Source organism: Hymenobacter sp. GOD-10R (assembly GCF_035609205.1).
Lineage (GTDB): Bacteria > Bacteroidota > Bacteroidia > Cytophagales > Hymenobacteraceae > Hymenobacter.
Genome location: NZ_CP141184.1, coordinates 2,761,689 through 2,779,700 on the forward strand (window position 1 = coordinate 2,761,689; position 18,012 = coordinate 2,779,700).

Annotated in this window: 16 protein-coding genes; 8 read left to right on the forward strand and 8 right to left on the reverse strand. The window is 56.0% G+C overall.

Features of this window, described 5'->3' with window-relative positions; genetic code table 11:
* The first annotated feature begins 139 nt into the window (after window positions 1-139).
* Both SD425_RS11095 and SD425_RS11100 read left to right on the forward strand, forming a co-directional pair.
* Window positions 140-1,456, forward strand: coding sequence for a gluconate:H+ symporter (locus SD425_RS11095; protein ID WP_324678462.1), 1,317 nt, complete (start codon window positions 140-142; stop codon window positions 1,454-1,456).
* A gap of 126 nt (window positions 1,457-1,582) precedes the next feature.
* On the forward strand, window positions 1,583-2,104 hold the full coding sequence (locus tag SD425_RS11100) for a gluconokinase (protein WP_324678464.1): 522 nt from the start codon (window positions 1,583-1,585) through the stop codon (window positions 2,102-2,104).
* Window positions 2,105-2,251: 147 nt separating this feature from the next.
* Here SD425_RS11100 and SD425_RS11105 read toward each other — a convergent pair whose 3' ends face one another.
* On the reverse strand, window positions 2,252-3,634 hold the full coding sequence (locus SD425_RS11105; RefSeq protein WP_324678466.1) for a DEAD/DEAH box helicase: 1,383 nt from the start codon (window positions 3,632-3,634) through the stop codon (window positions 2,252-2,254).
* Between the two features lie 242 nt (window positions 3,635-3,876).
* Between SD425_RS11105 and SD425_RS11110 the strand changes: the two genes are divergently transcribed.
* A complete protein-coding gene (locus tag SD425_RS11110) occupies window positions 3,877-5,109 on the forward strand; it encodes an MFS transporter (protein ID WP_324678469.1) in 1,233 nt (410 codons plus the stop codon).
* A 1-nt stretch (window position 5,110) separates the two neighbouring features.
* On the opposite strand, the gene SD425_RS11115 is transcribed toward SD425_RS11110, so the two are convergent.
* The gene (locus tag SD425_RS11115; RefSeq protein ID WP_324678471.1) at window positions 5,111-6,106 is read right to left on the reverse strand and encodes a YihY/virulence factor BrkB family protein; all 996 of its coding nucleotides are present in this window, start codon (window positions 6,104-6,106) and stop codon (window positions 5,111-5,113) included.
* Between the two features lie 85 nt (window positions 6,107-6,191).
* Here SD425_RS11115 and SD425_RS11120 point away from each other — a divergent pair, with 85 nt between their 5' ends.
* Complete coding sequence (locus SD425_RS11120) at window positions 6,192-6,701, forward strand: DUF2062 domain-containing protein (protein ID WP_324678474.1); 510 nt, start codon at window positions 6,192-6,194, stop codon at window positions 6,699-6,701.
* A gap of 60 nt (window positions 6,702-6,761) precedes the next feature.
* Here SD425_RS11120 and SD425_RS11125 read toward each other — a convergent pair whose 3' ends face one another.
* The 4 genes from SD425_RS11125 to SD425_RS11140 all read right to left on the reverse strand — a co-directional run bounded on the left by SD425_RS11125 (window position 6,762) and on the right by SD425_RS11140 (window position 9,392).
* Window positions 6,762-7,709: an enhanced serine sensitivity protein SseB C-terminal domain-containing protein gene (locus tag SD425_RS11125; RefSeq protein ID WP_324678475.1), complete on the reverse strand. Its 948-nt coding sequence runs from the start codon at window positions 7,707-7,709 to the stop codon at window positions 6,762-6,764.
* Between the two features lie 131 nt (window positions 7,710-7,840).
* Window positions 7,841-8,266 (reverse strand): cytochrome c, encoded by a 426-nt coding sequence (locus SD425_RS11130; RefSeq protein WP_324678477.1) that lies wholly within the window; start codon window positions 8,264-8,266, stop codon window positions 7,841-7,843.
* Window positions 8,263-8,958 carry an SCO family protein gene (locus SD425_RS11135; protein ID WP_324678479.1) on the reverse strand — a complete coding sequence of 232 codons (696 nt, stop codon included), beginning with the start codon at window positions 8,956-8,958 and terminating at the stop codon, window positions 8,263-8,265. The genes SD425_RS11130 and SD425_RS11135 overlap by 4 nt, the downstream gene beginning before the upstream one ends.
* Window positions 8,955-9,392: a hypothetical protein gene (locus tag SD425_RS11140; protein ID WP_324678481.1), complete on the reverse strand. Its 438-nt coding sequence runs from the start codon at window positions 9,390-9,392 to the stop codon at window positions 8,955-8,957. The genes SD425_RS11135 and SD425_RS11140 overlap by 4 nt, the downstream gene beginning before the upstream one ends.
* A gap of 312 nt (window positions 9,393-9,704) precedes the next feature.
* Between SD425_RS11140 and SD425_RS11145 the strand changes: the two genes are divergently transcribed.
* Entirely contained in the window at window positions 9,705-10,469 is a 765-nt protein-coding gene (locus SD425_RS11145) for a hypothetical protein (protein ID WP_324678483.1), read from the forward strand.
* A 39-nt stretch (window positions 10,470-10,508) separates the two neighbouring features.
* Here the strand turns inward: SD425_RS11145 and SD425_RS11150 are convergent, their stop codons facing one another.
* Both SD425_RS11150 and SD425_RS11155 read right to left on the reverse strand, forming a co-directional pair.
* The gene (locus SD425_RS11150) at window positions 10,509-11,861 is read right to left on the reverse strand and encodes a sensor histidine kinase (RefSeq protein ID WP_324678485.1); all 1,353 of its coding nucleotides are present in this window, start codon (window positions 11,859-11,861) and stop codon (window positions 10,509-10,511) included.
* Window positions 11,851-13,233 carry a sigma-54 dependent transcriptional regulator gene (locus tag SD425_RS11155; protein ID WP_324678487.1) on the reverse strand — a complete coding sequence of 461 codons (1,383 nt, stop codon included), beginning with the start codon at window positions 13,231-13,233 and terminating at the stop codon, window positions 11,851-11,853. The genes SD425_RS11150 and SD425_RS11155 overlap by 11 nt, the downstream gene beginning before the upstream one ends.
* A 310-nt stretch (window positions 13,234-13,543) precedes the next feature.
* Between SD425_RS11155 and SD425_RS11160 the strand changes: the two genes are divergently transcribed.
* The 3 genes from SD425_RS11160 to SD425_RS11170 all read left to right on the forward strand — a co-directional run bounded on the left by SD425_RS11160 (window position 13,544) and on the right by SD425_RS11170 (window position 17,956).
* Entirely contained in the window at window positions 13,544-14,803 is a 1,260-nt protein-coding gene (locus tag SD425_RS11160; protein WP_324678489.1) for an efflux RND transporter periplasmic adaptor subunit, read from the forward strand.
* 38 nt (window positions 14,804-14,841) lie between these two features.
* A complete protein-coding gene (locus SD425_RS11165; protein WP_324678491.1) occupies window positions 14,842-15,531 on the forward strand; it encodes an ABC transporter ATP-binding protein in 690 nt (229 codons plus the stop codon).
* 61 nt (window positions 15,532-15,592) lie between these two features.
* A complete protein-coding gene (locus tag SD425_RS11170) occupies window positions 15,593-17,956 on the forward strand; it encodes an ABC transporter permease (RefSeq protein ID WP_324678493.1) in 2,364 nt (787 codons plus the stop codon).
* Window positions 17,957-18,012 lie beyond the last annotated feature (56 nt).

Genomic DNA, 18,012 nt, shown 5'->3' on the forward strand with positions numbered 1-18,012 from the left:
GTTTCTTCGTTAGGGCTTTTCATAATTTATGTTCTTACTTGCTCTCCAGACCGCGCCCTTTTAAGCAAGCTGGTTAGCCCCGACGTCAGGCTAACAGCTCTTGTTCAGTGTTTCCCACTCATTCATTGTTCATTGCTTTATGCCTTTACTTCTCGTGCTGGCGGCCGTAGTGCTACTGCTTATTCTGACGATAGGCTTTAAACTCAACGCGTTCATCGCTCTGATTCTCGTAGCCATGGCGCTGGGTTTGGCCGAAGGCATGGCGGCAAAAGCGGTATTAACCTCCATTCAGAATGGCATCGGCAGCATGCTAGGATCGGTAGCGATGATCCTGGGATTTGGGGCCATGCTCGGCACGCTGCTCATCGAGAGTGGGGCCGTGCAGCGGATTACCTACCAACTCATTCGCGCCTTCGGCACGAAGCACATCCAGTGGGCCGTGATGCTGACTGGGTTTGTGGTGGGCCTGCCGATGTACTACATGGCGGGTTTTGTGCTGTTGGTGCCGCTGGTATTTGCCATTGCGGCGTCTACGCGGCTGCCGCTGCTGTACGTGGGCGTGCCGCTGGTAGCAGCGCTGTCGGTTACGCACGGCTACCTGCCACCGCATCCCGGCCCAACAGCCATAGCGGTGCTGTTCAAGGCCGATATTTCGCTGACATTGCTCTATGGGCTAGTTATTGCCGTGCCGGCCGTCATTATCGCAGGGCCCATCTTCTCGAAGTTTCTGAAGCGCTACAATCCAACACCACCGGCTGGGCTAGCTATGCCCAAAGAGTTTACGGAAGCGGAGATGCCTAGCTTCGGGGTCAGCTTGTTTACCGTGCTCACGCCGGTGCTGCTGATGGCGCTCGGAGCCGTCGCTGCGCTAGTGCTGCCAGCCGCGTCCAAAACACGACAGTTGCTGGAGTTCATCAGCGACGCCAACCTAGCTATGCTCATCTCGGTGCTCGTGGCCATGGTGACGCTCGGGCTCAGCCGGGGCAAAAATATGAAGCAGGTAATGGACTTAATCGGAGCTTCTATCTCCGGCATTGCCATGATTCTACTGGTCATTGCTGGCGGCGGCGCCCTGAAGCAAGTGCTAGTAGATAGTGGCGTAGGAAACTACATCACGGCCATGTTCAACGACTTACATCTGTCGCCGCTGTTCATGGCGTGGGCTATTGCGGCCATTCTGCGCATCTGCTTAGGTACTTCCACGGTGGCTTCGCTGACGGCCGGCGGCGTGGTGCTGCCCCTGATAGGTACTACAGCCGTGAAGCCGGAGCTGATGGTACTGGCGGTAGGGGCGGGCAGCTTAGTGTGTTCGCACGTCAACGACCCAGGCTTTTGGATTTTTAAAGAATACTTCAACCTGACCATTCCGCAAACCCTTGCCACCTGGACGGTGCTCGAAACGGTAGTTTCAGTGATTGGCTTAGTAGGTGTATTTGCCTTGGATGTGGTAGTGTAAATTTCTGTTAAGCAAAGAGTTGATGATAAAATCAACGAAGGCAAAGCTATACGGTAGCGTGCTACATATGCTTGAGCTTTAATTATGCGTATACTGAGGTAAAGCAATCATTTCAACACACTAAGCATGGCCAGTGGCAGTATTTTCATTGTAATGGGCGTGTCGGGCAGCGGCAAGACAACGATAGGGCAAATGCTGGCGAAGAAGCTAGCCATACCGTTCCACGACGCCGACGATTTTCATTCAGCCGCTAACAAGGCCAAAATGGGCAGCGGCATCCCGCTTACCGACGACGACCGCAAAGATTGGCTCGCGCAGATGGCAGCGGGCATCACCGAGTGGGAAAAAACCGGCGGGGCGGTGCTAGCCTGCTCGGCCCTGAAAGAAGCCTACCGACAGACGCTGCAAGGTGGCGCTGAGCAGCCTATTAAGTGGATATTTCTGGATGGCTCGCGCGAACTGCTACGCAGCCGTCTGGAGCACCGGACGGATCATTACATGAAAGCTGATCTACTTGATTCGCAGCTGAATACGTTGGAAAAGCCTGGCTATGGCTTGCGCATAGAACTGAGCAATGAGCAGCGCCCGCAGGACGTGATAACCCAAATCACGCGTTATTACGATTTAGAGCAGGTTGAGCATAAGTAACTCATTGCAGCTAGGCAGTGATTTTTGCCCGTCATCCTGACGCAGGAAGGACCTTATTACGCCCGCACAACCTAGGTTTGTAGTCGGAATAAGGTCCTTCCTGCGTCAGTAGTCAGTATAACAGACGGGTTTGCCGGAGTGTGGTATTTACTCCACCAACGACACCCGAATTTTCCGGCCTTTTATTTTGGCACCCGTTACGCGTTCGGCTACTTCCTGGGCCTGCTGCCGCGGCACGGCCACGTAGCTGTAGTGGTCGAACACTTCGATGTGACCAACAGCTTCGCGCTCCAGGCCGCCGTGGGCCACGAAGGTGCCCACCAAATCGTGCGCACTCACCTTGTCCTTGCGCCCCGCCGAAACGTGTAGGGTCGTGCTAACTGGCTTGGGGGTTTTGGGGGCAGAAGGTGGCAGTTTTGGCGCCTGCATAGGCTTCCACTGAATCGTCTCGGCGACGGGCCACTTCTGCACGTGGCTTTGCTCGGCGGGCGTAGCGAGCAGGTGCGCGGTGCCTTCGGCGCCAGCGCGGGCGGTGCGGCCGGCCCGGTGTTGGAAGGCGTCGGCTTTGTCCGGCGACTCGTATTGCACCACCGTATCCAGGGCCGTCACGTCGAGGCCGCGGGCGGCTACATCGGTGGCTACCAGCACTTGGCTAGAGCCATTGCGCAATTTCATAAGAGCTTTGTCGCGCTCGGGCTGGGGCATTTTGCCGTGCAGTACCTCAGCTGCCACCCCGCGGCCTACTAGGAAGCGCGCTACCTCCTGGCACTTCTCGCGGGTGTTGCAGAATACCAGCACCCGACCGGCATCGGGCTGCTGAAGTAGGTGATACAAGGCAGCGGGCTTTTTTTCCGCCGTCCCCACGTGGCCGATCAACGTCAGATTTTCGGGAATGCGGCCTTCTTCCTCACCTAGGTTCACCACGCGCGGGCGGGTGAGGTTGGCGCGAATCAGGTTCAGCACCTTATCCGACATGGTAGCCGAAAACAGCAACGTCTGACGCCGTCGCGGCAGGCGCTTCACTATCTCCACCAACTCATCCTGAAAACCTAGCTCCAAAAGTTTGTCGGCCTCGTCGAGCACGAGAGTTTTAAGCTGGTTGGGAACAATGGTGCGCCGCTCGAAGTGGTCGAGCAAGCGACCGGGCGTGGCTACCACAATGTGCGGTGCTTGCTTCAGCGATGATGTTTCGTCGCGCATCGCGTGGCCACCGTAGAACGCCGCTACCCGCAAATTGGGCAAGTATTTACCTAGCTTTTTCAGCGCATCGCGCACTTGCAGGGCTAGCTCGCGAGCAGGCACCAGCACCAGCACCTGCATTGCATCCTGGGTCACGTCGACTTGTTGGAGCACCGAAAGACCGTAGGCGGCGGTTTTGCCCGAGCCCGTCGGTGCTTGGCCGGCCACGTCTTGCCCGGCCAGGGCCATGGGCACTACTTGCTCCTGCACGGGCGTCGGCGTGGAAAAGTTCAGCTCGGTGAGGGCTTGGAGCAGGGTGGGAGCGAGGCCTAGGTCGGCGAATGTGGTCATAAGAAAAAGAGAATGCTACGGCAAAGGTAGGAAGGTATCAGCGGCTACTCACCGTTTCACTTTTATGTCGGCCAGAACCAAGTGGTATCCGTAGTGGTTGGAGAAAATCGTAGGAACTCACCACGGCGCGTTTGGCGTCCGGATTGCCTGAACGTTTTGGTGCAAAACCGTTCAACGCCAAACGCGCCGTGACGCGTTCCTACACGATCTGTCTTAGGATTAATAAGTAGAATAGCATACGAATGACTAACAACAACACACTGACCGCCCGCGTGCCCAAATCGGAAGCGCAAACGGCTCTAGTGACCCCCATGAGCAGCGCTTTGGTGTGGCTCATGGCTATTTCCTGCGGCCTGGTAGTCGCTAATATTTACTACAACCAGCCGCTGCTGTCCGAAATAGGCCGCACGTTCGGCATGTCCGACATCAGCGTTAGCTTAGTGGCTACCGCTACGCAGATTGGCTACACCCTAGGGCTACTATTTGTAGTGCCGCTCGGCGACAAGCTAGAGCGTAAGCGGTTGATCCTAACGGAACTGGTGCTAGCAGCCGTCGTAATGGGCGTGGCTGCATGGGCTCCGTCTTTTCCTGTTCTGCTGGTGGCAAGCGTGTGGATCGGCATTTTCTCGGCGGTACCGCAGCTGTTGATTCCTATGGCGGCCAACCTCGCCAGCAGCGAAGAGCGAGGCAAGATTGTGGGGAAGGTGATGAGCGGTTTGCTGGTTGGTATTCTGCTCTCGCGTACCATCAGCGGGTATGTGGCCGCTCATTTTGGCTGGCGCATGGTATTCGGGGCGGGCGGCGTGGCCATGCTGCTACTCGTGGCAGTGCTGGCCGTTAAGTTGCCCAAAGATCAGCCCGTTTTTGAGGGAACGTATGGCAGCCTAATGAAGTCTTTGGTGACACTAACGCGCGAGTTCGTGCCTTTACGGCGGGCCGCGCTGGTAGGAGCCTTTCTGTTTGCCAGCTTCAGCGTATTCTGGACGACGCTCGGCTTTTTTCTGGAAGGTAGCCCCTACTTCTATAAGAGCGACATCGTCGGCTTTTTCGGGCTGATTGGCGCCTGTGGTGCGCTAGCGGCGCCCCTAGCTGGGAAGATGGCCGATAAGCGCGGGGCGGACTATGCCATCGGCATTGGCATTGTGGCGGCGCTGGCCTCGTTTGTAGTGCTAGGTGTCGGCGGCAACTACCTGATAGGTTTGGTAGTGGGTATTATTCTGCTTGATGTGGGTGTACAGGGCGCGCATATCTCCAATCAGTCCCGCATTTTTGCGCTGTTGCCTGAGGCCCGCAGCCGCCTAAATACGGTGTACATGACGGCGTATTTCATTGGCGGCTCGGTGGGCTCAGTGGTTGGCGGCGCCGCCTGGACCACTTGGCACTGGCCTGGCGTGTGCGCCGTGGGGCTGCTTTTTGTTCTGCTGGCCTTTCTAGCCAACAAATTCTACGGCCGCTCTGCTGAGCCAGCGCAGTAGCCTACGGTTTCGGCTCGGGGCGGTGGTGTTCGTCGTCGAGCTCCACCAGGCGGTAGCGCACCGCCGACTTCTTAGGCCTGATGTCCATGCCGACGTAGTGGGCGTAAACCTTGGTGAAGCAGGCGCCGAAGTAGAAAATGATGGCGCAATAAAACACAAACAGCAGCACCAGCACGATGCTGGAGGCGGGTCCGTAAATCGGACCTAGGTTGCGTGGTACCAGCAGAAAGCCAAGCACATGCTCACCTAGCTCAATGAGTACGGCCGTAAGCGCCGCGCCGCGCACCACGGCCCGCCAGGGTACCTTAGCGCTATTAAGGTTGCGGAATGTAGCCGCAAACCACGCTGCCAGGATTAATATCGAGGTGACAACGTTCAGGACTTGAAACAGGAAATGGCTGAAGCTAGCATTGAAGCTGCTAAAGTATTCTAGAAAGAAACTCAGCGCGGCGTCAATGAGGAAGGCCACCATCGACAGCAGGCCCGTGGCAAACAACAGGCGGAGCGAGCGGGCCCGCTGCTTCACAATTTCGTGGAAACGCCCACTGGCGCGGGCGGGCCTGATCTGCCAGAGTTGATTGAGCGAGTTCTGAATGACTACAAACAGTGTGGTCGCAATGAACAGCAGAAATCCGAAACCGAGCCACGTAACGAGGCGGCTCCGCTCGATGTTGGTGACGTTCTGAAGAATCTGCTGCACCAGTCCAGCCGCCGCCGTGCCCAGCAGCGCCGAAAGCTTGGTGAGCAATAGCACCCGCACAGCCGAGGTCGAATAAAGCGAGCCGAGCAGCTGAATCAGGATAATGAGGATAGGCGGCAGGGCGAACGTGGTGAAAAAGGCCGTCGCCGCACCCAAGCGTAAGGGGTCGTTAGCGGCAAGCTCGCGGGCAGCTCGCCGCAGCAGCAGAAAGAAATCCGTCCAAACTTTCGGCCGGGGCTGGCCCGGCTGGCGTACTTTTGTCATTGACTCGCGTACAATCCGCGGGCGTGAAGCCATGCGGAGCAGAAACGAAGGTAACGCCCGCGCTTGAATGGACTAGCGTCTGCCTTCCCAAAATTGTTGCTCAAAAACCACGACTGCTTTGTCTCTGCCGCCCGCGCCGCCTGCTACTACCTCTCGCCCTGTTGCGTGGCTGCGTCGCCGCGTAGTCGATCCGCTGCTCAACTTACTTAAGCAAGGGTTGTCGCCGGGGCAGCTATCCCTCACCGTGGCTTTAGGCGTTGTGTTCGGCCTAGTGCCTTTTTTAGGTGGAACGACGTTCCTCGTGACCCTAACGGCTGTGCGCCTACGCCTGAACGTGGCGGCTATGCTGCTCGTGAGTCATTTGCTCAGTCCCGTGCAGCTGCTGCTGCTGATTCCGCTGCTACGCCTGGGGGCGCGGCTCTTTGGAACGGGGCCTGCCCCCGACCTAACTATTGCGAAGCTGCGTCATTTGCTGGCGCACGACCTAGGTGGCGCTTTTAGTCTGCTGTGGCGCGCCGAGCTGGGTGCCCTGCTGTTGTGGGCGTTGGGCTCCGTGCCGTTAGCTGGGCTGCTGTACCTAGGTTTGCGGCCCCTGTTCAAGCGAATTATCGCGCGGCAAGCAGCCTAAACAACAGAGCGTCAGGCTTAAAAACCTGACGCTCTGTGAAACTACACCGAGTAAAACAGCTTAGGCGCGCTGATAAAGCGGCTCTACTTGCTGGAAGTACTGGTTGAGCGGTTCGTCGGAGTTAGGATCAATCAGCATCATATCTACGAATTGATGCGTGCTCGACAAGGTGCCCTGAATAACAGGACCTAGCTCTTGCAAGAAGGCAGGGTCATTTTGCTCCGTCTGGAACGCTAGCAGCAGGCGTGGGGGCTCCTGGCTGTTTTCTAGCCGCAACTCCGCTAGGTGCGCAATTTCAATGAACGAATGCTCCGCGCAATAAGCGCGTAGGGCTTCAATCAGCGCCGTTGGCTCTTCGGCGGGCGGGCCAATCAGCATCTGCGTGCCATCTGGCGCTCCGGCGCCTTGGAAAAGATTGCCCGACATCAAATCGGCAATTTCGGCGGCGGGCAGCAGCTTGCCCACTACCGAGAAGGGGTTCAGCGCGCAGTCGGCGCCCTGCACCATGTTGAACAAATCGAAGCCGCGCAAACGCAGGTAGGTCAGCGGCTCGGGCACGTTCTCGCCGTCGAAAATCCGGTCCTTTGAGGTGAACACCGGAATCTTGCCGTCGTGGAGCACTTGCAACTGAATTTCGCTGCCCGCTTCCACGGTTACTTCACCGGCTGGCACTCCTTCTTGGGGAGCCGTAATGACGATAACCTCCTCTTGCAGAAGGGCCTGGTAGAACCCTGGACGTACCTGGGGCTCGGTAGCGGCGCGCATCAATAGCTCTTCCAGAACGTTGGTAGGCTGAAAGGCTGGCGGCTGCGGCATTGGCGGTACAGGCATCGGCGGAATCACCGGTGCTACTGGTGCCTCAGGTGCTGGCGCCGTATAGTTAGAGCCTTTATAGCGTGGGCCAGCAGACGGAGCGGCCGGGGCCGGAGCAGCAGATGAATCGGCCGGCGCCGGAGTAGCAGGGGCGTCGGTAGGTTTTTTAGATTTTAGAAAGTCGAAGAGACCCATAGGTATAAATGATTTGGATTGGCAAGCTACTGAGGATTGCGGAAAAACCCGACTTGCTTTTACTATAGTTTTTCAAAGATAAGATGAGGCAAAACCAGCACAACACATGAGGGGCTAGCCCTAGCGCGAGGCTACAAGCCGCGCGCGCCGCCGCAGTACTTCAACTCGTCGGCCACCTCCCGAATTGTCCAGACTTCCCCTTTGTTGCCCCAGGAAGTTTGTACGTAGTTCAACAGGTTCGTGATTTCGGAATCGGTGAGGCTTTCGCTGCCGGGCATTAACTGGTTGTAATTCACGCCGTTCACTTCGATTTCACCCGCTAGCCCCTTGCGTAGTTGGCAGGGCAAACTACTGCGGTGTTGGGCTAAGTAATCGGAGCCAGCTAGCGGGGGAATGAGGCGCCGCAAGCCCTCTCCTTGCTCGCCGTGGCAGCTGGCACACCGTTGCGCATACAGGCGGGCGCCTTCGTCTTTGCGCTTGGTAAAGCAGCCGGCGAGCAGCAGCACCGCTACCAGCACGGCCGCGGCGCGTACCCATTGCAGTGGCCCTAGCTTCATCGGGAGGCGGTTTGCTTTTCGGCTTCTATCTCCTTCAGCAGCAACGGAATATCTTGCATGAGCTTGTTCACCTGCGTGGGCTCCATGCCATCGTACACCCCGCGGATGTGGTGTTGCGGATCAACCAGCGCGAAAGTGCCGCTGTGCGCATAACCACCTTTCACGGTAGAGTCTTTCTGCGCGCCCGTCATATAAGCGCGGGCTAAGCCGAAAATGGTATCGTGCGGGGCCGTGGCAAAGTGCCAACGGCTGGCATCCTTGATACCTAGGCGCTCGGCGTAATCGCGCAGCACCGGAATGGAATCGTGCGCCGGATCGATGGTGTGGGAGAGAAAGAGCACCCGAGGGTCGCCCTGAAACTTTTCGTACACGCGCAGCAGCTCGCTCTGCATCTTGGGGCAAATGCTTGGGCAGGTCGCGAAGAAGAAGTCCGTCACGTAGATCTTACCCTTGAAGGTGTCGTTGGTGATGGTCTTGCCTTCCTGGTTGGTGAGGGTGAAGGCTGGTACCGTGAAAATAGTATCGGCTGGGCCGGCCATGGGCGCGGGCTGCATAGCCCGGTCGCCATAGAAGGGTAAGCGCGAGGCGGTTTCGGCGGGAGCGTTCTTGGAAGAGCAAGCAGGCAAAACAAAGGTGCTAGCCAGCGCTAGCAGGCTCATCGGCAGAGCACGACGGAAAGCGGAAGAAATCATTTGGTGGAGGGTTGGGTAGCGGGTTGGGCGTGCGTGAGTGCGCGTTGCGCCGAGTCAATGCTGTGTTCCATCAGCACCCCGACGGAATCAATAAACTGTTGTTGCTTGTGAAAATAAGCGAGTTGCTGATCGGCGGTGACGGAAGCGGCAGGCTTGTGGTACTGGTGCATCCAGCCCATCATGGCTCCGTCGGCCGTCAGTAAGGCGCGCTGGCGTCGGCCAGCCTCAACGGTATCCGGCAGGCTAGCTTTCTGCAGTTGCTGACGCAAGTCGTAGAGCTGGTCCATCTTGCCCATGAGTTCATCGTGCTTGGCTAGAACGGCTTTCTCAGCAGCTTCAGCTTTTTGCTCTTCACTTTCCAGGGAGAGGCAGGCGGGCAGCGCCGTCAGGAGCGGCCAGGCTGCCAATAAGAGGATCAAACGAGAGAATTTCACGGCGCGAAGGTACAGCACACGAGCGGAAGCTTACGGGTGCATGAATACAACATCTGGCAGTGGGTGGGTTGTTCAATAAACACAGGCTTTCTGGAAGGATATTCATCAACCTAGGTCAGGCCAACGGACCCTCGCACGCGGGCCGCCTAACAATACCCGTATAGGTGCTAGGTAGGAGTAAATAAGCACCTAGCTAGAGAAGTGAATTAAGTATTTATCCTATTTGGTTTAGGGCTTTCTCCTGACGAACTTGGCTCCCTGTGCGCTATTTAGTTTTCTCAGAATTATTCTTAATTAATTACTACGTGCGTTATGCGTCATGCACTCTTGCTGATGACTTTGGTCCTCGGGTTCGTCGTTACTAGCTGTCAGAGTACAAAATCAGTTGTCCGCCTCCCGGCGGTGCGCGAGTATGGTCAGCGCCCGGGCCCCCCGCAGCTAGTAGCCTCGGCTGAGCAATCGACTCCAGGGTTAGCGGCTGCCCTGCCGGATGAAACAACAACGGCTCCGGCAAGCGACCAATGGCTTGTACCTAGGCTGTTACCGGCCAGTCACAAGCCGTTGAAGGCACCTGTTGATACCGTGAGGAAACCGTTGTTGTTGCCAGTCGGCAAGCCTGACCCAACCACTACCGTGGTAAACGTGGCGGGCGGAGTGACAACCGCTGCGGGGCTGGGTATCATGATTGCGGCTGCCAACGCTGAGACGGGAGGAGAATGGGGCGGCTTGGCAAACGCTATTGGCGGATTTATGGGGTTGATGCTGATGATTGCCGGGGTCGCTTTGCTCTTCTTCCAAGGCAAAAATGGCCGGCTACGTCGATTGCGCGAAGCACGAAAAGCGGCAAGACGGGCTATTGTGGCTCCTGCGACAGAGCAGGGCGCACCGGCACTCAATCAGCAGGATACGATACCAGCCGAGCATATGAGACACCGAAGTAAAACCGGGCTAAGTATGATAGTTGCCGCCGGTATACTAGTGCTTCTGAGCTTTCTGCCTGTAGGGTTCTTCTTACTCTTACCCGCTGCGCTTATTCTCTTTTTCGTAGGGCTAGGCTTTATGATAGCTGGGCACTAGTACTCGCGAAAACTCAAATCTAGGGTAACTATCTGGTTTTCAGAATGTGAGTCGGAATACGCTGCCTATACCTTCTTCCGACTGCACCTGGATGCTGCCCTTGTGCAAGTGCATGATTTGCTTCGCTAGGCTCAACCCAATGCCTGAGCCATGCTTGTGCGTGGTGAAGAATGGAATAAAAATACTGTCGAGCAAGGCAGTAGGAATGCCAGTGCCATTGTCGATTACCTCGAGTAGGATGCGCCCCGTGTCGTTCGTTTTAGCCACGAGCTGAATCTGCGGCTGCGGCCGGCCTTCCACCGCATGGGCAGCATTGAGCACCAAGTTGATGAGCACCTGCTCCATCAGGCGACTGTCGGCTTGCAGGAGCAAATCAGCGGGCTGCACAGAAACGGTAAGCTCCACGTGCTGCTCCGCGAGCTGGCGGGCTAGCAGCGTCTGGATGCTGCGAAAGAGCTCCTGCACGTAGATGGTGGTGAGCAGCGGCGTGGTGATCTTGCTAAAGTTGCGGTACACCTGGGCGAAGTTCAGTAGCCCTTCGCTGCGGTGCTGAATGATGCGGATGCCCTCTTCGACATCGTCGAGCAAGTTGGCGTCGTAGCCAAGCGGAACGGTCGCTTTTTCTTTCTCCAGCCGTACATGGTGGCGCAGCGTATCGGCTAGGGAGGCAATAGGCGCCACCGAGTTCATGATTTCATGCGTCATCACGCGTAGGAGCTTCTGCCAAGCCTCGGTTTCTGTTTCGTCGAGGGCGTGGCTCACGTTTTTGAACGCAATCAGCGTGAAGCTGCGATTCTGAAGCTTAAACGTGGTGGCTGATAGCAGCAGCTGCATGGTTTTCTGCCCAACAGCGAGCTTCACCACCGTCGGAACGCCGGGCGACAGTTGCATAATAGCCTCGTACAGTACCGGATGGCGTTTCGGCAGGGCGTGGATATTATGCAGATAGGGGAGTGCCAGCGTCTGCTTAAACGACTCGTTAACCCATTCCACTTGCCCCTCTGTGTCGTAGGAGATAATACCTGTGTCGATCAGGGCTAGCACCGTTTGTAGGTAAGTGAACTGGGCCTCCTTCTCGGTGCTGAGCTGGCGGAAGGTGCCATTGATTTGATTGAAAGCAGCATGCAGTTTCGCCAACGAAGGTTCCGCGGAGCTTTCGTTGAAGTGTTGGGAAAAGTCGCGGTACTTCATGGCGAGCAGGAAGCTAGCTAGCTCCTGGTTTCCGCGTGCGACGTAACGTGCCAGCTCTAGACTTAGCGCCGTCAGCAGCAAACCAAGGAACAGCGCGGGCATGTAGGAGCCTTGGTGCGCGTAGTACACCGCTGCGTACAGCAATGCAAACAGCCCAAGCAGCCGCACAAGAATGCCAACTTCGAGCCGCTTAAAGATCATGCTTTTCGAGACGGCGGTAAAGGGCGGTACGCGTGATACCTAGCTCTTTGGCGGCTTTAGTAATATTGCCGTTGTGCCGCTCGATAACGCGCAGAATCGTGTTTTTCTCTACCTCTTGCAGCTGCAAAGGGCCCGTAGTGTAGTCCGGCAGGAGCAGGCCAGGGGCAGGCCGAGGCATCTCCATGGCCGAAAACAGGAAGTCCTGCGGGCGTAGCACGTTGCCTTCGGCTAAGATGATGGCTCGCTCCACGGCATGCTGTAGCTCCCGAATATTGCCGGGCCAGCTGTGCTGCTTGAGCTTTTTGAACGTTGCCGGCTCAAACTCGGGGGTGGGCTTGTGGTTGCGAGCCGCGTATAAGCCCGCGAAGTGCTTGGCTAGCAGCAGCACGTCGTCGCCTCGCTCGCGCAGGGGCGGCAGGGTAATTTCCACGGTATTGATGCGGTAGATCAGGTCTTTACGAAACTGCCCGGTAGCCGCTAGCTCGTACAGAGGCGCATTGGTCGCCGAAATAAGCCGAATATTAACGGGCACGGGCACATTGCTACCCACCGGAATCACCTGTCGGTTTTGCAGGGCGGTCAGTAGCTTGGCTTGCTGCGGAAGGGAGATGTTCCCGATTTCATCGAGGAACAACGTGCCCGTCGAAGCGGCTTCGAAGCGGCCTACGCGGTCTTCTTTGGCGTCGGTGAAGGAGCCTCTTTTATGACCAAAAAGCTCGCTTTCAAAGATGCCTTCACTCATGGCCGCTAGGTCGGCCGTCACGAAAGGCTTGTTGGCTCGGAAAGACCGCTGGTGCAGCGCCTTAGCTACTAGTTCTTTGCCTGTGCCATTCTCCCCAAGCAGCAGCACGTTGGCTTCCGTGGGCGCCACTTTTTCTATGTTGTGCAACAGCTCCTGCATCGGCTCCGAGTTGCCCAGAATAGCTTCCGCGGCCAAGGATGCGGAGCGCTTGGGAGCGCTGCTGCTGGGGCTAGCTTTCCGGGCTTTTTGCTGCAACGCAGCGTGCAGCGTTTCCAGAAACTTTTCATTGTGCCAGGGCTTCACGATAAAATCGGTGGCGCCAGCCTTCAGGGAACGCACGGCGGTGCTGATTTCGCCGTGGGCGGTGATCATAATGACGGTAGCTTCCTTGTCGCGCTCCAAGATGCGGCTGAGCCAATAAAGCCCCTCGTTGCCGGTACCTAGGGTGCTCTTGAAGTTCATATCCAGGAAGATGGCATCGAACGATTGCCGACTCAGCAGCGAAAGCAGGTTCTCGGGGTTCTTCTCGGTCACGACTTCCTGCGCCTCGGTTTTGAGCAGCATTTTGACCGCAAACAGCACGTCGCTGTCGTCGTCAACTATCAACACGCGTGCTTTAGTGGAAGCCATCAGAAGGAGTAAAAAGGAGAGGGTACATTGCTGGCGGTAAACCTAGGTCTTACTACCTAGCTGCCCACCACAAACTATACTAATGTACAAAAACGCCGATTCCAGCCTTGCAAGCAGGCTTTAGAAACGCGGGCGGCCTAAAGTGTATCAATACCGAACAGTGAGCTGTATCGAAAGCGTACAGTTTTATCCAGTGATGTGATACTTGTTTATTTATGTAATTGAAAACCAATATTTTACGTGCATGGCATGATCCTTACGGCACGTTCAGCCATCGCAGTTGTGAAGGCAAACAACGCGTTGGGGCAACATGGATGTACTTATTCAAAAGAAGACTTGGACCTCCCGCAAGCTACTACTCATAGCTGGCGTGGTGCTCATCGCGGGCGTATTAGCCGCTAGCTTGTTCTCCACGGCGGGCCCTACCAAGCTGAACGTAGACCCGGAGCGCATTACGATCAGCGAAGTCACGAAGGGCACGTTTCAGGAGTTCATCCCCATCGACGGCACCGTGATGCCGATCAAAACCATCTACCTCGATGCTACGGAAGGTGGCACCGTGAAAAGCATTTTGGTGGAAGATGGCGCCACGCTCGCCGCGGGCCAGCCCATTTTGCAACTAGCCAACAGCGACTTGCAGCTAGAAATGGTAAACCGCGAAACGGCCGTGTTCGACCTGATGAATAACCTGCAGAACACGCGGAACGTGATGCAGCAAAACCGCATTCAGCAGCTCAACCAGCTCGCCGACGTCGACTACCAGCTGCAAGAAGCCAAGCGCATTTACGAGCTAAACAAAACACTCTACGAGCAGAAAGTCATCTCGCGCCAAGATTTCAGTCAGAGCCAAAACAACTACCAGCATCAGGTGCGCAAGCAGCATCTCACCCGGCAAACGTTGCGGCAGGATTCCGTGGCTACGCGCCAGCAGCTCAACCAAATGCAGGAGTCGGTGACGCGCATGCAGGGCAACCTAGCGTTGATGCGCAAGAAGATGGATGATCTCACCATCAAGGCGCCGGTGTCCGGACGTATCACGTCCTTAAACGCCGAAATAGGGGAGTCGAAAGCCCGCGGGCAGCGCATTGGCCAGCTCGATATGCTCAATGGGCTAAAGGTGCGCGCCAACATTGACGAGTATTATATCTCACGCATCTTTCCGGGGCAGAAAGGCGAGTTTATACTCAGCGGGCACCGCTATGTGCTCAGCGTGAAGAAGATCTATACCCAGGTTACCAAAGGCTTACAAGTCGATATGGAGTTTGTAGGGCCAACGCCGGCCGATATTCGCCGCGGCCAAACCCTGCAGGTGCGCCTAGCCCTGAGCGACCAAACCCAGGCCGTGCTGGTGCCCAAAGGTGGCTTTAACCAGAAAACCGGCGGCAACTGGGTTTTCAAGGTGAACGACAGCGGCACCAAGGCCTACAAAGCCGACATTCGCCTAGGTCGCCAAAACCCGGAATACTATGAGGTGCTTGAAGGCCTCAAACCCGGCGACAAAGTAGTGACTTCCAGTTACGAAGGCTACGAAGACATGGGCGAATTAGTACTCAAAGACAAACAGGAATAACCCGCACGACCTAGCTACAACCTGAACCAACCAGTCCCATGATCAAGATCGAAAACTTAGAAAAGATATACCGCACGGAAGAGGTGCAAACCAAGGCGCTGAACAAGGTTTCCCTGATGGTGAATGAGGGTGAGTTCGTGGCCATCATGGGCCCTTCAGGATGCGGCAAGTCTACTTTGCTCAATATCATTGGGTTGCTGGATGAGCCGGATGGGGGTAGCCTTCAGTTTGCCGGTACCGAAATAGCACACTACAATGAGCGGCGCCGGGCGGAGCTGCGCAAGAAGCACCTAGGGTTTGTGTTTCAGAGCTTCAACCTGATCGACGAACTGACAGTGGTGGAGAATGTGGAGCTGCCGCTGCTGTACCTAGGCATAGGTGCCGCCGAGCGCAAGCAGAAAGTAGAGCAGGTGCTGGAAAAAATGCAGCTTATGCACCGCCGCAACCACTTCCCGCAGCAGCTTTCGGGTGGGCAGCAGCAGCGCGTAGCCGTGGCCCGGGCCGTTATCAATTCACCCCGTCTGATTCTGGCCGACGAACCCACCGGTAACCTCGACTCCAGCAATGGCAACGAGGTGATGGAGCTGCTAACCGAGCTGAACGAAGCCGGCACCACCATCATCATGGTGACACACTCCGAGCACGACGCCCGCTACGCCCACCGCGTCATCCGCCTGCTCGACGGGGAAGTGGTGCTAGAAAATGTACACAAGCAGTTTACTGCCTGAGGGCCTAGCTGGGCTTGGGTAATGGCTTGATCGTAAACAACGTACTTTTTCGCGTGGCAGCATGTTTCAACATTCCTTACTCCTGATTTATCGCAACTTCAAGCGGCATAAAACTACGTTCTTCATCAACCTAATTGGGTTGTCGACGGGGCTAGCCTGCGCCTTGGCTATCTTCTTGTGGGTGAGCGATGAGCTGAGCTTCGACAAGTACCACGATAACGACAGCCGTCTTTACCGCGTGACAGAAAACGTGCGCACGAGCAGCGGAACGGAAACCCGGTCGGGCACCCCCGCCTTACTCGCGGAAGCACTACAGGCGGAAATGCCGGAAATTGAATATGCCGCCGCTGTTACGCCGCCCAATTTCTTTCCCAAGTTTGCGCTGGTGAATAAGGAAAAAAGACTGCAAGCCACGGGCAAGTTTGCCGCGCAGAACTACTTTCGCCTCTTTTCTTATCACCTTACTCACGGTAGCCCCACGCAAGTTCTAACGGACAAAAGCGCCATTGTTCTTTCGCAGAGCGTTGCGACGAAGTTGTTCGGCAAGGCGGCAAACGCCTTGGGAAAGTCTGTGACCTGGGAGCTAGCCAACCTGAAACAGACGAGCATTGTTTCGGGCGTATTTGGTCCCATCCCGCCTAATTCCTCTGAGCAGTTTGACTTCGTGTTGCCCTTCGCGGCCTTTAAGGACATCATGAAGATGGGCGAAAAACTAAACTGGGAGGATGATGGGCCATTCTCAACTTATGTAGTACTGCAGGCAGAGGCTGATCCAGCCCGCTTCAGCCAGAAAATAGCGGGCCTATTGCAACGCAAGGCTGCAAAAAATCAGGGACGTACCCTCTTTATTCAGCCTTTTTCGGATTCCTACCTGCATGGGGAATACAAAAATGGCGTGCCGGTAGGTGGCCGCATTGAGTACGTGAAATTGTTCGCGGCCATTGCCGTTTTCATCTTGGTTATTGCGTGCATCAATTTCATGAATCTAGCCACAGCGGCGGCTTCACGGCGCCTGAAGGAAATAGGCATTCGGAAAACACTCGGGGCAAGCAGAACTGCGCTGGTTGTGCACTTCCTAACCGAAGCGGTGCTGCTAACGTTTGGAGCGTTGTTGTTGGCCATCGTGCTGGTGCAGTTGGCGTTGCCGCACTTCAACGAAATTACAGGCAAACAATTGACTTTGCAGCCCCACACGAACCTTGTGGTCGCCTTGCTGAGCATCACGCTACTCACCGGATTACTGGCCGGCAGCTACCCGGCCTTTTACCTGTCGGGAATTCAGCCGTCCTCTATGTTCAGGGGGACGCTCGTGCGCTCGGTCGCTAATTTATGGACGCGTAAAGGCTTGGTGATCTTTCAGTTTGTGCTGTCCGTTCTATTTATAGTTTGCGTGCTGGTAGTGCATCGGCAGATAGCCTTTGTGCAAAACAAAGACCTAGGTTATAATAAGGACAACATTATTCAGTTTGAAACGGCCGGCAAAGCAGCGCAGCAGCCCGGGCCTTTTCTGCGAGAGCTAGAGCGGCTACCTGGGGTCCTGAATGCGTCAGGTATATGGGGTTCTTTTCTTGCGCAGGGGCCCGGGGGAGTTGGGGCACAAGTAGAATGGCAAGGCAAAAAGATTCCGGTCAATAACCTAGGGGTGAATTATGATTTGCTTGAAACCCTAGGCATTCAATTGAAAGCGGGCCGCAGCTTCTCCCGGCAGTTTCGCTCAGACAGTACTAAGATAATCGTCAATGAAGCCTTGGTCGCTAGCTTCGGCCTACAAGACCCCATCGGAAAAATTATTGATAAGGCGCAGATAATAGGCGTAGCTAAGAACTTTCATTACGCGTCGCTGCACGAGAAAGTAGAGCCCTTCATCTTCCGCTTAGAGCCCCAGGCTGCCGGTACTGTGTTGATAAAGCTAGCTGCCGGTCATGAGCAAGAGACTATTCAAAAGCTTCAGCGCTTTTACCAAGCCTACAACCCTGGCTTTCCCTTCGACTACCACTTTCTAGACGCCGATTATCAGGCACAGTACGCTTCCGAGCGGCGTGTGGCCACGCTTTCCAAGTACTTCGCTGGTTTGGCGGTCATCATTTCCTGCTTGGGGCTATTAGGACTCACGCTTTTCACGGCGGAGAGAAGACGCAAGGAAATTGGGGTGCGCAAAGTATTAGGAGCTAGCGAGCTAAGCATTATTTATCTATTGTCTAGCGACCTAGCTAAGGTAGTGGTAGTCGCTATTCTGCTAGCCTTGCCGCTGAGCTATCTGGTGGTAAAGCATTGGCTCGACAGCTTCGAGTACCGAATCGTGCTGGACGGTTGGTACTTTCTGGAAGCGGGCCTGCTCGCGCTGCTGGTGGCTGGGCTCACGATCAGTACGCAAGCGGCGCGTGCCGCCCGCGTCAACCCGGTTCTTTGTCTGCGAGATGAATAGGGGCTGCATCAGCCTCTTCAGAACCAAAAATTACTACCAAAAGCCTGTAGCGTACG

What these genes read in the sequence shown, in the direction of transcription:
- SD425_RS11095 (WP_324678462.1), top strand. Translation starts at nt 140, where the DNA reads ATGCCTTTACTTCTCGTGCTGGCGGCCGTAGTGCTACTGCTTATTCTG.
- SD425_RS11100 (WP_324678464.1), top strand. Translation starts at nt 1,583, where the DNA reads ATGGCCAGTGGCAGTATTTTCATTGTAATGGGCGTGTCGGGCAGCGGC.
- SD425_RS11105 (WP_324678466.1), bottom strand. Translation starts at nt 3,634, where the DNA reads ATGACCACATTCGCCGACCTAGGCCTCGCTCCCACCCTGCTCCAAGCC.
- SD425_RS11110 (WP_324678469.1), top strand. Translation starts at nt 3,877, where the DNA reads ATGACTAACAACAACACACTGACCGCCCGCGTGCCCAAATCGGAAGCG.
- SD425_RS11115 (WP_324678471.1), bottom strand. Translation starts at nt 6,106, where the DNA reads ATGGCTTCACGCCCGCGGATTGTACGCGAGTCAATGACAAAAGTACGC.
- SD425_RS11125 (WP_324678475.1), bottom strand. Translation starts at nt 7,709, where the DNA reads ATGGGTCTCTTCGACTTTCTAAAATCTAAAAAACCTACCGACGCCCCT.
- SD425_RS11130 (WP_324678477.1), bottom strand. Translation starts at nt 8,266, where the DNA reads ATGAAGCTAGGGCCACTGCAATGGGTACGCGCCGCGGCCGTGCTGGTA.
- SD425_RS11135 (WP_324678479.1), bottom strand. Translation starts at nt 8,958, where the DNA reads ATGATTTCTTCCGCTTTCCGTCGTGCTCTGCCGATGAGCCTGCTAGCG.
- SD425_RS11145 (WP_324678483.1), top strand. Translation starts at nt 9,705, where the DNA reads ATGCGTCATGCACTCTTGCTGATGACTTTGGTCCTCGGGTTCGTCGTT.
- SD425_RS11150 (WP_324678485.1), bottom strand. Translation starts at nt 11,861, where the DNA reads ATGATCTTTAAGCGGCTCGAAGTTGGCATTCTTGTGCGGCTGCTTGGG.
- SD425_RS11155 (WP_324678487.1), bottom strand. Translation starts at nt 13,233, where the DNA reads ATGGCTTCCACTAAAGCACGCGTGTTGATAGTTGACGACGACAGCGAC.
- SD425_RS11160 (WP_324678489.1), top strand. Translation starts at nt 13,544, where the DNA reads ATGGATGTACTTATTCAAAAGAAGACTTGGACCTCCCGCAAGCTACTA.
- SD425_RS11165 (WP_324678491.1), top strand. Translation starts at nt 14,842, where the DNA reads ATGATCAAGATCGAAAACTTAGAAAAGATATACCGCACGGAAGAGGTG.
- SD425_RS11170 (WP_324678493.1), top strand. Translation starts at nt 15,593, where the DNA reads ATGTTTCAACATTCCTTACTCCTGATTTATCGCAACTTCAAGCGGCAT.